The following is a 15,917-nucleotide window of genomic DNA, read 5'->3' as shown; positions in this document are numbered from 1 at the left end:
CGCTGGTGGTTGCATCATGAGCGCGAAAGCCACCGCCCGGCAAGCTTCGCCCGGCCTGCGCCGGGTGCTTGCCGGCGCCGCGGCTCTGGTTCTGCTCGGCGCCATGGCGCTCGACACCAAGGTGATCAAGATCGGCTCTGCCGGCGATGTTCGCAACGCCGTGTTTTCGGCAGCCGACTACGGCAAATCTGAATTCCCCAAGGTGCAAGCCGATGTCGAAGCGCGTGCCGCCGACGCCGCGACGGTGGCGACGGCGATCGCCAAGGACAGGGCGACGGCCGAAAAGGAATATGGCGTGCCGGCGGGTGTCGGACCGGTCATTTCGGTCAAGTTCACCGGCGTCGTCGGCGAGGGAAAATCGGGCATCTACAAGGTCGCCGTCGACGGTTTGCCCGACACTTTGACGGTCCGCGTGCAGACTGGGCCGGCGATCAACGGAACCGAGCTTCGCGACGCCACCGGCAAGATCACCTTTGGTCAGTTCACCAATCAGATCGAGTATCAGGACGCCGGCTCGGCGCTGAACAACGAGATGAAGAAGGAGGTGCTGGCGAAAGTCGATACCAGCGCCTTGACCGGCAAGACAATAGCGGTGGTCGGCGTCTTCAAGCTGGTCAATCCGAAGAGCTGGCTGGTCACACCGGTGAGGCTGGACGTCAAATGACAATGACTGCCGGCACAGAACCCGCGACTGGCGATGCCGTGCTTTCGGCGCGCAATGTCGTCATGTCGTATGGCGGCGTCCACGCGCTCAAGGGCGTCAACTTCGACATCCATCGCGGCAAGGTCACCACCCTGTTCGGAGAGAATGGCGCCGGCAAATCGACGCTGATGAAGATCCTGTCCGGCGTGGTGACGCCGACATCCGGCGACATCGTGCTCGACGGCAATCTCGTCAGCTTTGCCTCGTCTTCGGACGCGCGCGATCGCGGCATTTCGATCATCCACCAGGAGCTCAGCCTGGCGCCGAACCTGAGCGTTCGCGACAACATCTTCATGGGCCGCGAACTGCGCACCAGAACCGGCCTCGACTTCGCCGAGGAGGCGCGCCAGGCGCGGGCGCTGATGGCCGACCTCGAAGAAGACATCGATCCGATGACCCTGGTCGAGGACCTGCGCCTGGGGCAGCAGCAGATCGTCGAGATCGCACGCGCGCTGTCGGTCGATTCCCGCATCCTGATCATGGACGAGCCGACCTCCGCGCTGAGCGCCACGGAGGTCGAAGTGCTGTTCAAGGTGATCCGCGACCTGACCAGCCGCGGCGTCTCCATCGTCTACATCTCGCATCACCTCGAAGAGGCGCTGCAGATCACCGACTACGCCGTCGTGCTGCGTGACGGGGCGATCACGGCGACGGCCGAGGCCAAGGACATCGACCTCGAATGGATCGTCCGCAACATGGTGGGCGAGAATTTCGATCTCGGCTCGCCGCCGACCGGCCACGAGTTCGGCGCGGTGGCGCTGTCGATCGAGGATGTCAGCGTCACCGACGCTTCGGGTTCAGGCTACGTCGTCGATCATCTGTCGCTGGATGTCAAAGCGGGCGAGATCGTCTGCATCTATGGGCTGATGGGCGCGGGCCGCACGGAATTGCTGGAGGCCGTCGCCGGCCGTGTGCCCATGGCGGGCGGGCGGGCGCTGCTGGAGGGTGAGGACGTTTCGGGACTGACCATTGCCCAGCGCATCGCCCGAGGTCTGGTTCTGGTCCCCGAGGATCGCCAGCGCGATGGCCTGGTTCAGACCATGACCGTCGGCCGCAACCTGTCGCTTGCCAGCATCGAGGCATTCGCCAAGGGGCTCTTCCTCTCCCGGCAGAGGGAGCGCGCACTGATCGACGATTCGATCCGCAAGGTGACCATCAAGACCGCGGGCGGAAACGCCATGATCGGATCGCTGTCGGGCGGCAACCAGCAGAAGGTCGTCATAGGCAAGATGCTGACGACGAATCCCAAGGTCATCCTTCTCGACGAGCCGAGCCGCGGCATCGACGTCGGCGCGAAGGCCGAAGTCTTTCGCTTGCTCAGCGAGCGTGCCGCGCAAGGCCTGGCGGTCGTCTTCTCGACCTCGGAGGTCAATGAGTGCCTCAGCATCGCCCACCGCATAGTCGTCATGCGGCGCGGCAAGATTTCCGCCGAATTCGGCGCCAACGCCACCAAAGAGCAGATCATGGCCGCCTCCGGCGAAGCCGTGGTCGCCTGATCGTAGATTCCGGAGCCCCGATCATGAGCGATGTCAGCCAGGCCAGCAAACAGTCCAGCCCCAATGCGGGCGGCGAGGGCTTCGACGTGGCCAAGCTGCTGCTCGAAGGCCGGGCCTTCTTTGCCCTGATCGTCATCATCGTCGTCTTCTCGATCCTGTCGCCCTATTACCTTTCGGTGGCGAATTTCCTGACCATGGCCTCGCATGTCGCCATCTTCGGGATTCTCGCCGTCGGCATGCTGCTCGTCATCCTCAATGGCGGCATCGATCTGTCGGTGGGGTCGACGCTCGGGCTTGCCGGCGTCGTCGCCGGGTTTCTGATGCAGGGCGTGACGCTGACCTGGGTTGGCGTCGTTCTCTACCCGCCGGTCTGGGTGGTCGCGGTGCTGGCCTGTATGCTGGGTGCGGCCGTCGGGCTTATCAACGGCGTGCTGATCGCGCGGTTCAAGGTTCCGGCCTTCGTCGCCACGCTCGGCGTCATGTACATGGCGCGCGGCCTGGCACTGCTGATGACCAGCGGCCTGACCTACAACAATCTCGGCGGCAAGCCGGAGTTGGGCAACACCGGTTTCGATGCTCTCGGCTTCAACCGCCTGTTCGGCGTGCCGACCGGCGTGGTGGTGCTGGCGGTCATCGCGCTGATCGGCAGCATCGTCCTGAACCGCACCGCCTTTGGACGCTGGCTCTACGCCTCGGGCGGCAATGAGCGCGCCGCCGAACTCTCCGGCGTTCCGGTCAAGACCGTGCAGATTTCGGTCTATGTGCTGTCGGGCATCTGCGCCGCCATTGCCGGCCTGATCCTGTCCTCGCAGCTGACCTCGGCCGGGCCGACCGCCGGCACCACCTACGAACTGACGGCCATTGCCGCCGTGGTCATCGGCGGCGCCGCACTCACCGGCGGGCGCGGCAACATTCGCGGCACCTTGCTCGGAGCCTTCGTCATCGGCTTCCTGTCCGATGGTCTGGTGATCATCGGCATCTCATCCTACTGGCAGACAGTGTTCACCGGCGCCGTCATCGTGCTCGCCGTGCTCCTCAATGCCGTTCAGTATCGCCGCCGTAGCAAGCTTCCAGCTTCGACGGGCGGCCAACCGACTTCTCAGAAACGGGGGAAGGCCGAACCGGCCAATCCTGCCCAAGGGAAGACTGCCAGCTGACTGGCAGCAAGACCGCGTAAAATCATTGGAGGAATGTACATGAAAATCGTGCTTAGAAGTTTGCTTGCCGCCGCGATGGTGGTCGGGTTTAGCGCAGCCGCATCGGCCGCAGGCCTGATCTCGATCATCGTCAACGATCCGGCCAACCCCTACTGGCTGACCGAAGGCAACGTCGCCAAGGCCGAAGCCGAAAAGCTTGGCTATACAGCCAACGTCGCCGCCCACAAGGGCGACACCAATACCGAAAGCAATCTGATCGACACCGCCATCACCAACAAGTCGGTGGCGATCATCCTCGACCCGGCCAATGCCGATGGTTCGGTCGGCGCGGTGAAGAAGGCGATTGCCGCCAACATCCCGGTTTTCCTCGTCAATGCCGAGATCAACCAGGAAGGTCTTGCCAAGGGCCAGCTCGTCTCCAACAACGCCCAGGGTGCGGCTCTCGGTGCCCAGCAGTGGGTGCAGGCGGTCGGTGAAAAGGGCAAGTATGTCGAACTGCTCGGCGCCCCGTCGGACAACAACGCGGCCACGCGCTCGAACGGCTACGCGACCGTGCTGAGCCAGTATCCGGATCTCGAAAAGGCCGCTTCGCAGGTCGCCAACTGGGATCGTACCCAGGGACACGACAAGATGCAGAGCATGCTGCAAGCCAATCCCGACATCATCGCCGTGATTAGCGGCAACGATGAAATGGCGCTTGGCGCGGTTGCGGCGCTGAAGGAAGCTGGCAAGCTCGCCGGCATCAAGGTCGGCGGCTTTGACGGTTCCCCGGATGCGGTTGCGGCCATCAAGTCCGGCGAACTGCAGTACACCGTGCTTCAGCCGGTGGCCATCTTCTCGGCCAAGGCTGTGCAGCAGGCCGACTCGTTCATCAAGTCGGGCGCTACTGGCGCCACCAGCGAGAAGCAGCTGTTCGATTGCCTGCTCATCACCAAGGACAATGTGGACAAGTACACCGCACCCTTCGTGCTGTCGGAATAAAACGTGCTCAGGGGGTGTCCTTTGCGGACACTCCCTGGCTCTTCCACGGCTCCAGACAATAAAGACTGCTCCTTGTGAATTGCCTTCATAACCATCCGGAACGTGCGGCATGAAAGACCTGCTGATCGGGATCGACGCGGGAACGTCCGTGATCAAATCGGTCGCTTTCGATCTGTCGGGGCGGCAGCTTGCCATGGCGTCGGTGACCAACAGCTTCGTCACGCTGGAAGGCGGCGGCGCCGAGCAGGACCTTAATCAGACCTGGCGCGACATGGTGCTGACCGTTCTCGATCTGGCGACGAAAATTCCAGACCTCGCGCGGCGAACCGCGGCCGTCGCGGTCACCGGGCAGGGCGACGGCACCTGGCTGATCGATGGCGACGGCATGCCGGTCGGGCGCGCCTGGCTCTGGCTCGATGCGCGCGCCGGACATCTGGTGGACGAGATGCGCGGCGATCCCCGGGATCGCACGCGGTTCGCGATCACCGGCACCGGGCTCAACGCCTGCCAGCAGGGCGCTCAGCTCAGCTGGCTGAAGAAAAACAGCCCGGAAATCCTGGAGCGCGCCGCCAATGCCTTTCACTGCAAGGATTGGCTCTATTTCAAGATGACCGGCGAGCTCGCCACCGATCCTTCGGAGGGAACATTCACCTTCGGCGATTTCCGCTCGCGCAGCTATTCCGACGAGGTGCTCGACATTCTCGATCTGACGTCGCACCGCCGGCTGCTGCCGCCAATGCTCGAAGGCACGACCGACCATCATCCGCTTTCTGCGTCGGCAGCAAATGAGACCGGCCTGCTTGAGGGCACGCCGGTGGTGCTGGGCTATGTCGACATGGTCAGCACCGCGCTTGGCGCCGGCCTCTATGATCCAAGCGGCAATGTCGGCTGCACGGTAATCGGCTCGACCGGCATCCACACACGCCTGGCGCGCACTGCCGACGACGTCGTTCTCAACGACGATGCATCAGGCTACACGATCGCCATGCCGGTTCCTGGCGCGTATGCGCAACTGCAATCCAACATGGCGGCGACGCTCAACATCGACTGGCTGCTTGGCCTGGCGCGCGACGTGCTGACCGCCAGCGGCGCCAAGCCTTCGCGCGACGAATTGCTGAAAGCGCTCGATGTCTGGGTCGAAGGATCGGAACCGGGGTCGCTGGTCTATCAGCCCTACATCTCGCTTGCCGGCGAACGCGGACCGTTCGTCGATCCAGACGCGCGCGCCGGCTTCATCGGGCTTTCCGTCAAGCACGGTTTTGGCGATCTGGCGCGCGCAGTTCTCGAAGGATTGGCCTTCGCGGCCCGCGATTGCTACCAGGCAATGGGCAGCATGCCCAGCGAAATCCGCCTGTCTGGCGGCGCCGCGCGCAGCCCGTCGCTGCGCCGTATCATCGCTGCGGCGACCCGCGCGCAAGTCAGGACCAGCAGCCGCCAGGAAGCCGGCGCCGCGGGTGCGGCGATGATGGCCGCGGTCGGGCTTGGCGTCTATCGCTCGATGGATGTTTGCTGCGCCGAGTGGGTGACGCCGCTGCTGGGCGAATGCGACGCCTATGACGAGGCGCTTTCGCAAACCTACGATGCGCTGTTTCCGTCCTTTGTCGCGGCGCGTCAGGCGCTGCATCCGGTGTGGAAATCGATGGCGCACCGCACAGGAGCTAAGTCTTGAGCGATACAACGGATATTGTCGATCTCTTCGTGATCGGCGGTGGCGTCAACGGCGCCGGTATAGCGCGCGATGCCGCGGGTCGCGGGCTGTCGGTCATCCTGTGCGAGAAGGACGATCTGGCGCAAGGCACCAGCTCGCGTTCCGGCAAGCTGGTGCATGGGGGCCTGCGCTATCTCGAGTACTACGAGTTCCGGCTGGTGCGCGAGGCGCTGATCGAGCGCGAGGTGCTGCTTGAGGCGGCGCCGCACATCATCTGGCCGATGCGCTTCGTGCTGCCGCACAGCCCCGAAGACAGGCCGGCATGGCTGGTCCGGCTCGGGCTGTTTCTCTACGACCATCTTGGCGGCCGCAAGCGCCTGCCGGGAACGAGGACGCTGAATTTGAGAACCGCGCCGGAAGGAGCGCCGATCAAGGATGAATTCAAACGAGGCTTCGAATATTCGGACTGCTGGGTCGATGATGCACGGCTGGTGTTGCTCAATGCGCTCGACGCCAGTCAGCGTGGCGCAAAAGTCTTCACGCGCACGGCCTGTATTGCCGCCAGGCGCGAAGGCGGCCTGTGGTCGATCGACATGCAGGATGGCCGCACGGGTGCTGTGACGAGGGCCCGCGCACGCGGGTTGGTCAACGCGGCCGGGCCATGGGTGAATGACATCGTCAGCCGCGTCGCTGGACAGAATTCCACCCGCAACGTTCGCTTGGTGAAAGGAAGCCATATCGTCGTGCCGAAATTCTGGGAGGGACGGCAGGCCTATCTCATCCAGAACAACGACAAGCGGGTGATCTTCGTCAACCCGTATGAGAACGATCTGGCGCTGATCGGCACCACCGACATTCCTTATGAAGGTCGGCCCGAAGAAGTGGCCGCCGAGGCAAGCGAGATCAATTATCTGATCAAGGTGGTCAATCGCTACTTCAAGCGGCAGCTGACCGCGCAAGACGTGGTCTACAGTTTCTCGGGCGTGCGTCCGCTCTATGACGACAATGCCGACAACCCGAGCGCGGTGACGCGCGACTACATCTTCGAACTCGACGCCCCGAACGGTGGCGCGCCGCTGCTTTCTGTGTTCGGCGGCAAGATCACCACCTTCCGCAAACTGTCCGAACATGCGCTCGAAAAAATACAGCCCTTCTTTCCGACCATGAAGAAGGCCTGGACGGCCAAAATTCCCCTGCCGGGAGGCGACCTGCCCAACGCGGATTTCGAGCAGTTCCTGGGTGATCTGCACGCCGAGTTTTCGTGGCTTAGCCCGTCGCTGGTGAAGCACTATGCTCGAAGCTACGGCACGCGCACACGCGCTTTGCTGAAAGGGGTCAAAGACGAAGCGGATCTCGGCCGTCGTTTCGGCCCGGATTTCTACGAGCTCGAAGCTGTCTTCCTGTTCGAGACCGAATGGGCGATGACCGCCGCCGACGTTCTCGAGCGCCGGACCAAACACGGGCTGCATATCAATGCGGCCGAGCGGAAAACATTCGAAGACTGGTGCACAAAGACAATGGCGGCGGTGAACTGATGACCTTCACGCTTTCGCTGAACACCAACCCGCTGGTCAATCGCTTCGCCGATCCCGACGATCTGATCGACGCCATTGCCTATGGCATCGGCATCCGCGACGTGCAGCTGACGCATGAATTCGTCAATCCGGGCTGGCCGGCGGCAACGATCGCCAAGTTCGTTCGCCTGTTCAACAGCGCCCTGGCGCGGACCGGCGTGCGGATCACTTCGGGTATGACCGGTCCCTATGGCCGGCTCAATCATTTCGGCCATCCGGACGCGGATGTGCGCCGCTATTATGTCGATTGGTTCAAGACCTTCGCCGACATCTCCGCCGAACTCGGCGCGTCGGGCATGGGCACGCAGTTCGCCATATTCACCTACAAGGATTTTGACGATCCGCAGCGGCGCGCGGCGCTTCTCGACATCGCGCTCGAATGCTGGCGCGAAGTGGCCGAGCACGCCAAGGCGGCGGGCCTGACCTACCTTTTCTGGGAACCGATGTCGGTCGGCCGCGAGTTTGGCCACACGATCGAAAGCTGCGTCGAATTGCAAGGCGCCGTCGATGCGGCCAAGCTGCCGATCCCGATGCAGATGATGGTCGACATCGACCATGGCGACGTGACCTCGCCCAATCCTGACGACACTGATCCCTATGCCTGGGCGAAAGCGTTCCCGTTGCAATCGCCGATCATCCACATCAAGCAATCGTCGATGAACAAGGGCGGGCACTGGCCGTTCACCGCCGCCTACAACAAGGATGGCCGCATCATCCCGCAGAAGCTGCTCGACGCCGTGCGGGCGGGTGGCGGAACCGACAATGAAATCTGCCTTGAACTTTCCTTCCGGGAGAGGGAACCGGTCGATCATCAGGTTATTGCAATGATCCGTGAGTCGGTGGATTTCTGGGCGCCTTACATCGACAGCGGCCGCGAAAGTCTCAAGCCTCGCGCTTGAGGCAAACCGCCGGCCCGAAGGCGGCGCAGACCCGGAAACACGCATCATTCGAATTTCGGATCGAAGGAGAGAAGAATGGCCCCATATTGGGTCGGCACGAGCTGGAAGATGAACAAGACGCTGGCGGAGGCGCTGCAGTTCGCCGAGGCATTGGCGGCGTTCGTGCCGGGCTTCGATCCGGCGATACAGCCTTTCGTCATTCCCCCCTTCACCGCGGTGCGGCAGGTCAAGGCGGCGCTCGCCAACACCCGCGTCAAGGTCGGCGCCCAGAACATGCATTGGGCCGATGCCGGTGCCTGGACGGGCGAGATTTCGCCGGTGATGCTGAGGGATTGTGGGCTCGACCTGATCGAACTCGGCCATAGCGAGCGCCGTGAGCATTTTGGCGAGACGGACAAGATCGTGGGACTGAAAACCGCAGCGGCAGTCAAGCACGGCTTCGTACCCTTGATTTGTGTCGGCGAGACGCTGGCCGAGCGCGAGGGCGGCCGCGCCGACGAAATCCTGACCGCGCAGGTTTTGGGCGCGCTGCAGGGTCTCGCAAACAATGAGTTGTCGGCAGAGATACTCTTTGCCTATGAACCGGTGTGGGCGATCGGCGAGAAAGGCATTCCGGCCAGCGCCGACTATGCCGACAAGCAGCAGGCGCTGATCAAGCAGGTCGCAGCAACCCGGTTGCCGACCGCCCCGCTTGTGCTCTACGGCGGCAGCGTCAATCCCGGCAACGCGGCCGAACTGATCGGCCAGCCGCATATCGATGGGCTGTTCATCGGCCGCTCGGCATGGCAAGCGGAAGGCTATATCGACATTCTCAAAAAGGCGTCGGCCGCCATCGCGCGCTGACCACGAAAACGAAGGAGTTAATTGCCATGAAGATCGCACTCGGAGCCGACAGCGCCGGCAAGCCGCTGCTCGATGTCATCGCCAAGCATCTCGCCACCAAGCCAGAACTGCAGGTCGTCGATCTCAGCCAGGCCGGATTCTACGCCGATATTGCCGCTGCGGTCGGCCACGAAATTGTCGACGGCAATTACGACCGCGCCATCCTGTTTTGCGGCACCGGCATCGGCGTCAGCATCTCGGCCAACAAGGTGCCCGGAATCCGTGCCGCGCTAACCCACGACACCTATTCGGCGGAACGCGCTGCGAAATCCAACAATGCCCAGATCATCACCATGGGTGCGCGCGTCATCGGCCCCGAACTGGCCAAATCGATCGCCGACGCCTGGCTGGCCTCGGAGTTCGATCCGAACGGTCCCTCTGCCGCTAACGTGCAGGCTGTCGACAAGCTCGACGCGAAGCGCTGAGGATCCGCTCCCGACCTAGCCGGTCAAGGCGATCCGCATCGCCTCGATGACGGTTACGGCGGACGCCGCGCCTGGATCCATATGGCCAAGCGAGCGTTCGCCGAGGCGGGAGGCCCGGCCCTTGGTGGCGATCATCGCCTTGGTGGCCTCCGCGCCGGCCTTTGCCGCCTCGGCTGCAGCCGCGAGGCTGCCGGCCAGCCCCTTGCCGGCGGCCAGTGCCTCGCCCGCAGCCGTCGCGGCCGGCGCCCACGCATCGATCATCGTCTTTTCGCCAGGCTCGGCCTTGCCGCGATCCTGAATGCCTCTGGCCATCGCTTGGAACATAGCGACCGCGTCGGCGTCGTCGAGCGTCGCCTTGCCCTTGACGGCGGCCGCGCCGCGCATGAATGCCGTGGCATAGAGCGGGCCCGAGGAGGCGCCGACGGCATTGAGGAACGACTTCGCCGCCGTGTTCAGCAAGATGGTCGGATCGGTGGTGCCGGTATCCAATGCGGCCACCGCATCGCGTGCCGCGGAAAATCCAAGCTCCATCGCAATGCCGTGGTCGGCATCGCCGATCACCCCGTCAAGCGCGCACAACCGATCCCGGTCGGCTGACATAGCGTCGGCGATGGCCGCGAACATCGCGGCAAGGCGGGTGGTGTCGATTGTCGTCATCTCTTGTTCCTTGCCGTTCGCCAAGTTTACCCGGCGCGAAACATGGCGCAGTCGCAAGGGTGGTCGAGCATCGTTTGCAACTCGTCGTCGAGGTGGTGCAGCGTAATCGAAGCGCCGGCCATTTCGAGCGAGGTGCAGTAATTGCCGACCCAGCTTGCGTGAATGGATACACCGATATCGTCAAGCCTCTGCTTCACGCGCCGGTTCATGATGTAGAGTTCCATCAGCGGCGTCGAACCCAGCGAATTGACCAGCACGGCGACCTTCTCGCCGCGTGCCGGCGCCATCTCGGCGAGAATCCTGTCCAGCATTTCGTCAGTGATCTCGTCGGCCGTTTTGAGTTTTCCGCGTGCGATGCCGGGTTCGCCATGGATGCCCATGCCGATCTCCATCTCGTCGGGTCCGATTTCGAAATTCGGCCGGCGGGTTTGCGGCAACGAACAGGGCGCCAATGCGACGCCCATGGTAAAGGTGTGGTCGTTGGCTTTCCCGGCAATGCGTTCGCATTCATCGAAAGACAACATGCGGTCGCAGGCGGCGCCTGCCGCCTTGAAGATGAAGAAGTTCCCTGCGACACCGCGCCGCTTGTGCCTGTCGCCAACGGGCGCGGAAGCGACGTCGTCGGTGCTCAGCACCGTGCGCACCTCGATGTCGTCCATCGCGGCCATCTCGGCCGCCATGTCGAAATTCATGACGTCGCCGGCATAGTTGCCGTACATGAACAGCACACCGGCGCCGCCGCTCGCCGCCTTGGCGCATTCGAGGATCGGGTCGGGCGGCGGAGAGGCGAAGACATTGCCGATCGCCGCCGCGTCGGCCAGCCCCTTGCCGACGAAGCCGAGAAAACTCGGCTCGTGGCCCGAGCCGCCACCAACGACGAGGCCTACCTTGCCTTGGCGCGGTCCATCGCGGGCGATGATCGAGCGCGGGCTTCCGTCAACGGCTTTGAGATGGCGGGGATGCGCAGCCAGGATGCCTTCCAGCATCTCGTCGACGGCCCGATTGCCGTCATTGATGATCTTCTTGGTTTGCACCAACGTCCTCCCGATTTGGTATTTTCATAGATGATACCGGGCGTTATCAGGCTGCCTTCGGGCGAGGGCAGGGGCGCGATGCCCACCAAACTGCCTCGATCGGCTTCGTAGCTGTTAAAGCCGTTCTGGCAGAAGCTAAGCGGACCGAAGTGCGCGGACAATGGCGCTGTAGTGTACAAGATCGCACCACGGCTTAGAAAAGGCGGTGGCTCCCCGGGCCGGATTCGAACCAGCGACCAACCGGTTAACAGCCGCTCTCGGGATAGCCCACCAGCGCCATATCCCGGTTGTTCCACTCCTGAAAAACCCCTTGTTTCATAACGATTTCAGCTTTCCTGTTGCACATTAGAGCACACAGGGCAACATAGGCAGCAGTTGCATCCTGTTGCCCCGACGTTGCCCCGGAGAGCCCTAATGCCCCGCGAGACCCTGACCGACAACCGCCTGAAGGCTTTGAAGCCGGCTGCTCCTGGCAAGCGATACGTGATCATGGATGCCCAAGTCCCGAGCATGGGCGTCCGCGTAACCGACAAGGAGCCGTCCAACGGTTCAAAGCTTAAGGCCGGACAAGTCAGCTTTGTCTACATCGCCCGTTTCGGTGTTGCAACTCAGCCAGCCCGCCGCGCGCTGGGAGAGTACGACGTCATGTCGCTTGAAGCGGCACGCACCAAGGCGAGGCAGTGGGCAGCGCTCATTGATCGCGGCATTGACCCGAAGGTCCAGGCTGACGAGGAGCGGCAGGCGGCGGCGAGGGCAGCGACAGAGAGCCGTGACCGGTCTTTCGAAACCATCCTTGAACGGTTCATCAAAGCCCGGCGCCGCGATGGCATCCGCAAGGCCGACGAGGACGAGCGCGACCTCAACCGGGAATGCCTGCCGAAGTGGAAGGGCAGGGACGTCGCCACCCTCACCAATGCCGACATCATGGAAGTGGTCGAACCGATCTATGCGCGCGGCGCGCAGCGGCAGGCGCTCAACATCGCCCAGAAGATCGGGACGTTCTTCGGCTGGTGTGTCGATGACGACCTGATCACCGCCTCACCCTTCCGGGCAAAGAAGGTGCGCACCACCATCGGCGAGAAGGGATCAAGGGACCGCGTCCTGACCGATGCTGAGATTGGGGCGCTCTGGACTGCCACGGCCGCTGGCGACGTCTACAGCGCCGTCTATCGGCTGCTGCTGCTGACCGGCCAGCGCCTCAACGATATCGCCCAGGCGTCATGGACCGAAGTCGACGTTGACCGCAAGACGCTGACTGTGCCGGCGGCGCGCTTCAAGTCCGGCCGCGATCACGTTGTGCCTCTCACTGACGAAGCGCTCGGCATCATCGCCAAGTTGCCGCGGTTAAAGAAATGCAACTGGCTTTGCTCGCTCGACGGCGCGGGACCGGTGACGATCGGCCATAAGGTCAAGCTGCGGATTGACGCCGCCATGCTCGCAGCGCTTCGGAAAGACGATCAAGAGGCCAAGCTGCCGGCGTGGGTCAATCATGACATCCGCCGGACGGTTCGCACCCGGCTGTCCGAGCTCGACGTGATGGGCGAGGTTGCCGAGGCTGTCATCGGGCATGTGCCTACGGCGCTAGTCAGGACGTACAACCAGTCTGACCGCCTCAAGGTGAAGCGAGACGCCCTGACGCGCTGGGAGGGCGCGCTTGTGGCGCTGACAGGCCGCAAGACGGCCAACAATGTCATCCAGATAAAGGCGGCCGGTCAATGACCCTCAATTTCAACTATCCGCACGATTTCTCGGAGCGAGCCGAACGAGAGATCCTTTCAATGCTGGAATCCCAAGGGTTTTCCATGCCTCATGGCGATTGGCTGAGAACGAAGCTGCACGACATTGCAAATACGTTTCATTGGTCGGCCGAGCGGCGGAAAAAGGACACATCAAGGGACCGTCGATGAATGGAAAAGGCTCCAGGAGGCGGTGTCGTCCACCGTGCAGTATTCGGATAGCCAAAAGCTCGAGTTGTCGACGGCTACCGAGTTTGGGGCGGGTGTGCGCCTGCCTGATAGTTGGGACGACGCAGCTCCGGTCCCCATGTCGGAAGAAGAACTAAACGCATGCCTCGTTCCGGCTGAGTTCACCGAGGGTGACGTCGAGATCGCTAAACGGGTGCTTCACCGCCTGCTTGCGAGCGTGACCGCTATGGCTGACGGCATGGAAAAATGGTTGGAAGGTCGACCGACGAAAAACGAGCAGCCCGAGATCGATGGGCTCATACGTGGCCTTGCTCGGCTCTGGTGCGCGGCGTTTAAAGTGCCGATTGCTCATATAAGATATCGGGGAGCGCCGGCAGCCCTACTGCCAATTTCATTGAGACCGGTGCCAAGCTATTCCTTGGCGCCGCGCCGCCTCGCAAGTCGATCGTCACTCGCATCATCGCTTATAGGGATGAAGAGAAAAGCAAGCTATCCTGATTTGCCAGTGCTGATTGCGCTCTAAACCAGCACGCGGGTTTGTTCGCACAAAATTTCTTCAAAGAAGTGTATTTCCCGACGCTGAAATGACTACGCTATGAGGCCTTCGATAGCAACGTAAGGCACTCCAATGCAAACTCTTGTCGCCTTCAGTGAACGCCCCTCAAAGGGGATCGTGTACTCTCGAAATTACATCGACCGCATGATCAAGGAGCACCGGTTTCCTAAGCCGGTGTTCCTTTCGCCCCGTCGGCGCGCCTTTGTCGAGGCTGATTTAGATGCTTGGGTGAAGGCCCGCGTCGACCAGCGAGACGCGGTGGCCTAATGACCACTGATCACGAACATAGCGCCGCTATCGATGAGGCTGCAGCCTGGCTGCGATCTGACAGCCGGGAGCGCATCAGCCGGCCAATTATCCCCCACCGCGCGCGAGGCTCCTCATTGCCCCTGTTTGCATTGAAACTGAGTTCTGAGAAAACCGCCCAATGCTCCTGCTCGGAACGCGACTTTTTCTCACCCGCTGCTAAGCGTCAAAAAATAGCGCACACTAGCGCCCATCCGGCTTCAAACCGGTTGTTCTCACCCGTCGAACCCTTGCAAATCAGCCATTCTTGCCGCATCGTCTGCGTCGATAATTTATCTGGGGCAACGCAAGGGCAACGAAAGTGCTAGCCATCAACCCCGCTCAAGCGCCTGACATGGCCCGCAAGCATGGCGGCCTTGCTCAAGGCATGCTGGACCGCCGCACGCGCGAGTGGCGCCGCCGGCAGGAGCTTGTCGACATGTTCGCCCAGGCGCTCGGCGGTGCCGACACGCTGACCCCTGTGAAGGGCAAAATTCGAAGCGTCGACGCGATTTCGAAGGCGATCCGGGAGAACCCGGAACGTGCCATCCGGTTTGCAAGGCAGCCGGGGAAAACCTCGACGCCTGGTTCCCGATGAACCCGAAATAGACGCTAGAAGACGCTCTGCGGACGCACGGCCTGATCAACTAGTCCAGGCCGACCCTGCGCCGGATGCGTGTTGCCAGCAGGCTAACCAGTTCCCGCGTGGGGATGGTGTCTCTGGCGGCCGGCACCTTGACGATTTCCCGCTCGATCTTCACCGGCTGGATTTCGCGATAATCCGGCCCGACTTCGGCATCGAATTCCGCGTGATGCCGCAGAGCGAGCTTGATGCGGACGGCGTTTAGGGCGTCGTTGGAAAGCGCCGCATGGGTGTCGCTGCGGCGCAGCTGCACCACGAACTCCGAACCGATATTCTCTTCGATGAAGGCGATCTTAAAGTTGACAAGCTTGAGCGCGTTCAACTCGAAAATCGCCAGCTCGAACATCGCCGGCGTGAAGAACCATGCGTGGTTGTCGACATAGGGCCTGCTGTCGGACATGTCGCCTTTAAGGTCGCCCTGATATTCCGTCCATGCCGCTTCAAGGCTGTGGGCGTAGCCGAGCGGCGAGTGATCGCCTTTGATCCACGCCGACTTTCCGCCCCGTGTCGCCGCCGAGCATCGCCCCTCAAACAGCGCTTCCGGTGAATGCCTGATGCGGCCTTCCCGGTAGGCGGTGAGAATTTCGCGCAGGCTGGTGGGAGACTTGAGCAGGTCGAAGCATTTTCGCATATCGGGAACGGCCAGCGAAATGATGCCGTCCGGCTTCAACAGGCGGGAGCATTGCTGCAGGAAGCGAATAAGGTCCGGCGTATGCTCGATCACGTGGCTGGCGATGAGGCAATCAAAACCATCCGACCGGACGGCCAGGGCGGCTTCGTCCAAGGGCTGGCCGGTCCAGACGATGTCGACATTTTCAATCTCGTCAACCTTGTTGCGGATGACTTCGGCCGTGTGACCACGGGCCATCTCGCGCAAAGCATCGCCGTCCTGGAAGTCCACTATTGTCGTATCCCAGCCGTCCGCCCTCGGAGCGATCGGGCTGAAGAACGGCCCGATTTCAATTATCGACATGCTGGTTTTGTCGATATTTCTCCGCAACTGTTCGAGACGGTCCAAAGTTGTTTCCTCCGCAAAGTAATACCCCGCCCGG

General features: G+C 62.3%; 16 protein-coding genes. 13 read left to right on the top strand and 3 right to left on the bottom strand.

What is annotated here, in order from left to right; translation table 11 throughout:
* Positions 1 to 16: 16 nt before the first annotated feature.
* From NKI46_RS10045 to derI, 9 genes are all read left to right on the top strand, one after another.
* Positions 17 to 664, top strand: coding sequence for a DUF2291 domain-containing protein (locus tag NKI46_RS10045; RefSeq protein WP_023697633.1), 648 nt, complete (start codon positions 17 to 19; stop codon positions 662 to 664).
* Positions 661 to 2,199: a sugar ABC transporter ATP-binding protein gene (locus NKI46_RS10040; RefSeq protein ID WP_023833798.1), complete on the top strand. Its 1,539-nt coding sequence runs from the start codon at positions 661 to 663 to the stop codon at positions 2,197 to 2,199. Before NKI46_RS10045 ends, NKI46_RS10040 begins: the two co-directional genes overlap by 4 nt.
* Before the next feature lie 23 nt (positions 2,200 to 2,222).
* Positions 2,223 to 3,356, top strand: coding sequence for an ABC transporter permease (locus NKI46_RS10035; protein ID WP_023739040.1), 1,134 nt, complete (start codon positions 2,223 to 2,225; stop codon positions 3,354 to 3,356).
* A 39-nt stretch (positions 3,357 to 3,395) separates the two neighbouring features.
* Positions 3,396 to 4,337, top strand: a complete 942-nt coding sequence (locus NKI46_RS10030) for a D-ribose ABC transporter substrate-binding protein (protein WP_081725422.1) — start codon at positions 3,396 to 3,398, stop codon at positions 4,335 to 4,337.
* A 109-nt stretch (positions 4,338 to 4,446) separates the two neighbouring features.
* The gene (locus tag NKI46_RS10025; RefSeq protein ID WP_023739039.1) at positions 4,447 to 6,006 is read left to right on the top strand and encodes an FGGY-family carbohydrate kinase; all 1,560 of its coding nucleotides are present in this window, start codon (positions 4,447 to 4,449) and stop codon (positions 6,004 to 6,006) included.
* Complete coding sequence (locus tag NKI46_RS10020) at positions 6,003 to 7,520, top strand: glycerol-3-phosphate dehydrogenase (RefSeq protein ID WP_023739038.1); 1,518 nt, start codon at positions 6,003 to 6,005, stop codon at positions 7,518 to 7,520. Before NKI46_RS10025 ends, NKI46_RS10020 begins: the two co-directional genes overlap by 4 nt.
* Entirely contained in the window at positions 7,520 to 8,458 is a 939-nt protein-coding gene (locus tag NKI46_RS10015) for a sugar phosphate isomerase/epimerase family protein (protein ID WP_352459159.1), read from the top strand. Before NKI46_RS10020 ends, NKI46_RS10015 begins: the two co-directional genes overlap by 1 nt.
* Before the next feature lie 75 nt (positions 8,459 to 8,533).
* Positions 8,534 to 9,301, top strand: a complete 768-nt coding sequence (locus NKI46_RS10010) for a triose-phosphate isomerase (RefSeq protein ID WP_023701685.1) — start codon at positions 8,534 to 8,536, stop codon at positions 9,299 to 9,301.
* 26 nt (positions 9,302 to 9,327) lie between these two features.
* On the top strand, positions 9,328 to 9,765 hold the full coding sequence (gene derI, locus NKI46_RS10005) for a D-erythrulose-4-phosphate isomerase (RefSeq protein WP_023672592.1): 438 nt from the start codon (positions 9,328 to 9,330) through the stop codon (positions 9,763 to 9,765).
* Between the two features lie 15 nt (positions 9,766 to 9,780).
* On the opposite strand, the gene dhaL is transcribed toward derI, so the two are convergent.
* Both dhaL and NKI46_RS09995 read right to left on the bottom strand, forming a co-directional pair.
* Entirely contained in the window at positions 9,781 to 10,422 is a 642-nt protein-coding gene (gene dhaL / locus NKI46_RS10000; RefSeq protein WP_023706016.1) for a dihydroxyacetone kinase subunit DhaL, read from the bottom strand.
* Between the two features lie 26 nt (positions 10,423 to 10,448).
* The gene (locus NKI46_RS09995) at positions 10,449 to 11,456 is read right to left on the bottom strand and encodes a dihydroxyacetone kinase subunit DhaK (RefSeq protein ID WP_352745997.1); all 1,008 of its coding nucleotides are present in this window, start codon (positions 11,454 to 11,456) and stop codon (positions 10,449 to 10,451) included.
* A 414-nt stretch (positions 11,457 to 11,870) separates the two neighbouring features.
* Here NKI46_RS09995 and NKI46_RS09990 point away from each other — a divergent pair, with 414 nt between their 5' ends.
* From NKI46_RS09990 to NKI46_RS09975, 4 genes are all read left to right on the top strand, one after another.
* Positions 11,871 to 13,175: a site-specific integrase gene (locus NKI46_RS09990; protein ID WP_023739034.1), complete on the top strand. Its 1,305-nt coding sequence runs from the start codon at positions 11,871 to 11,873 to the stop codon at positions 13,173 to 13,175.
* A gap of 210 nt (positions 13,176 to 13,385) precedes the next feature.
* Positions 13,386 to 13,904, top strand: a complete 519-nt coding sequence (locus NKI46_RS09985) for a hypothetical protein (RefSeq protein WP_023749166.1) — start codon at positions 13,386 to 13,388, stop codon at positions 13,902 to 13,904.
* Positions 13,905 to 14,009: 105 nt separating this feature from the next.
* Positions 14,010 to 14,204 (top strand): helix-turn-helix transcriptional regulator, encoded by a 195-nt coding sequence (locus tag NKI46_RS09980; protein ID WP_023739032.1) that lies wholly within the window; start codon positions 14,010 to 14,012, stop codon positions 14,202 to 14,204.
* 373 nt (positions 14,205 to 14,577) lie between these two features.
* The gene (locus NKI46_RS09975) at positions 14,578 to 14,820 is read left to right on the top strand and encodes a hypothetical protein (protein WP_023818106.1); all 243 of its coding nucleotides are present in this window, start codon (positions 14,578 to 14,580) and stop codon (positions 14,818 to 14,820) included.
* 49 nt (positions 14,821 to 14,869) lie between these two features.
* On the opposite strand, the gene NKI46_RS09970 is transcribed toward NKI46_RS09975, so the two are convergent.
* On the bottom strand, positions 14,870 to 15,883 hold the full coding sequence (locus tag NKI46_RS09970; protein ID WP_352459121.1) for a class I SAM-dependent methyltransferase: 1,014 nt from the start codon (positions 15,881 to 15,883) through the stop codon (positions 14,870 to 14,872).
* Positions 15,884 to 15,917 lie beyond the last annotated feature (34 nt).

Source organism: Mesorhizobium sp. M0615 (genome assembly GCF_040320805.1).
Taxonomy (GTDB): domain Bacteria; phylum Pseudomonadota; class Alphaproteobacteria; order Rhizobiales; family Rhizobiaceae; genus Mesorhizobium.
Note: the sequence above shows the minus strand (reverse complement) of the source record. Positions and strands in the feature narration are given on the sequence as shown.

Bases quoted from the DNA above. Each gene is read 5' to 3' on its own strand.
- NKI46_RS10040 (WP_023833798.1), top strand. From the start codon at position 661: ATGACAATGACTGCCGGCACAGAACCCGCGACTGGCGATGCCGTGCTT.
- NKI46_RS10010 (WP_023701685.1), top strand. From the start codon at position 8,534: ATGGCCCCATATTGGGTCGGCACGAGCTGGAAGATGAACAAGACGCTG.
- NKI46_RS10035 (WP_023739040.1), top strand. From the start codon at position 2,223: ATGAGCGATGTCAGCCAGGCCAGCAAACAGTCCAGCCCCAATGCGGGC.
- NKI46_RS10015 (WP_352459159.1), top strand. From the start codon at position 7,520: ATGACCTTCACGCTTTCGCTGAACACCAACCCGCTGGTCAATCGCTTC.
- dhaL (WP_023706016.1), bottom strand. From the start codon at position 10,422: ATGACGACAATCGACACCACCCGCCTTGCCGCGATGTTCGCGGCCATC.
- NKI46_RS10045 (WP_023697633.1), top strand. From the start codon at position 17: ATGAGCGCGAAAGCCACCGCCCGGCAAGCTTCGCCCGGCCTGCGCCGG.
- derI (WP_023672592.1), top strand. From the start codon at position 9,328: ATGAAGATCGCACTCGGAGCCGACAGCGCCGGCAAGCCGCTGCTCGAT.
- NKI46_RS09975 (WP_023818106.1), top strand. From the start codon at position 14,578: ATGGCCCGCAAGCATGGCGGCCTTGCTCAAGGCATGCTGGACCGCCGC.
- NKI46_RS10030 (WP_081725422.1), top strand. From the start codon at position 3,396: ATGAAAATCGTGCTTAGAAGTTTGCTTGCCGCCGCGATGGTGGTCGGG.
- NKI46_RS09990 (WP_023739034.1), top strand. From the start codon at position 11,871: ATGCCCCGCGAGACCCTGACCGACAACCGCCTGAAGGCTTTGAAGCCG.
- NKI46_RS10025 (WP_023739039.1), top strand. From the start codon at position 4,447: ATGAAAGACCTGCTGATCGGGATCGACGCGGGAACGTCCGTGATCAAA.
- NKI46_RS09980 (WP_023739032.1), top strand. From the start codon at position 14,010: ATGCAAACTCTTGTCGCCTTCAGTGAACGCCCCTCAAAGGGGATCGTG.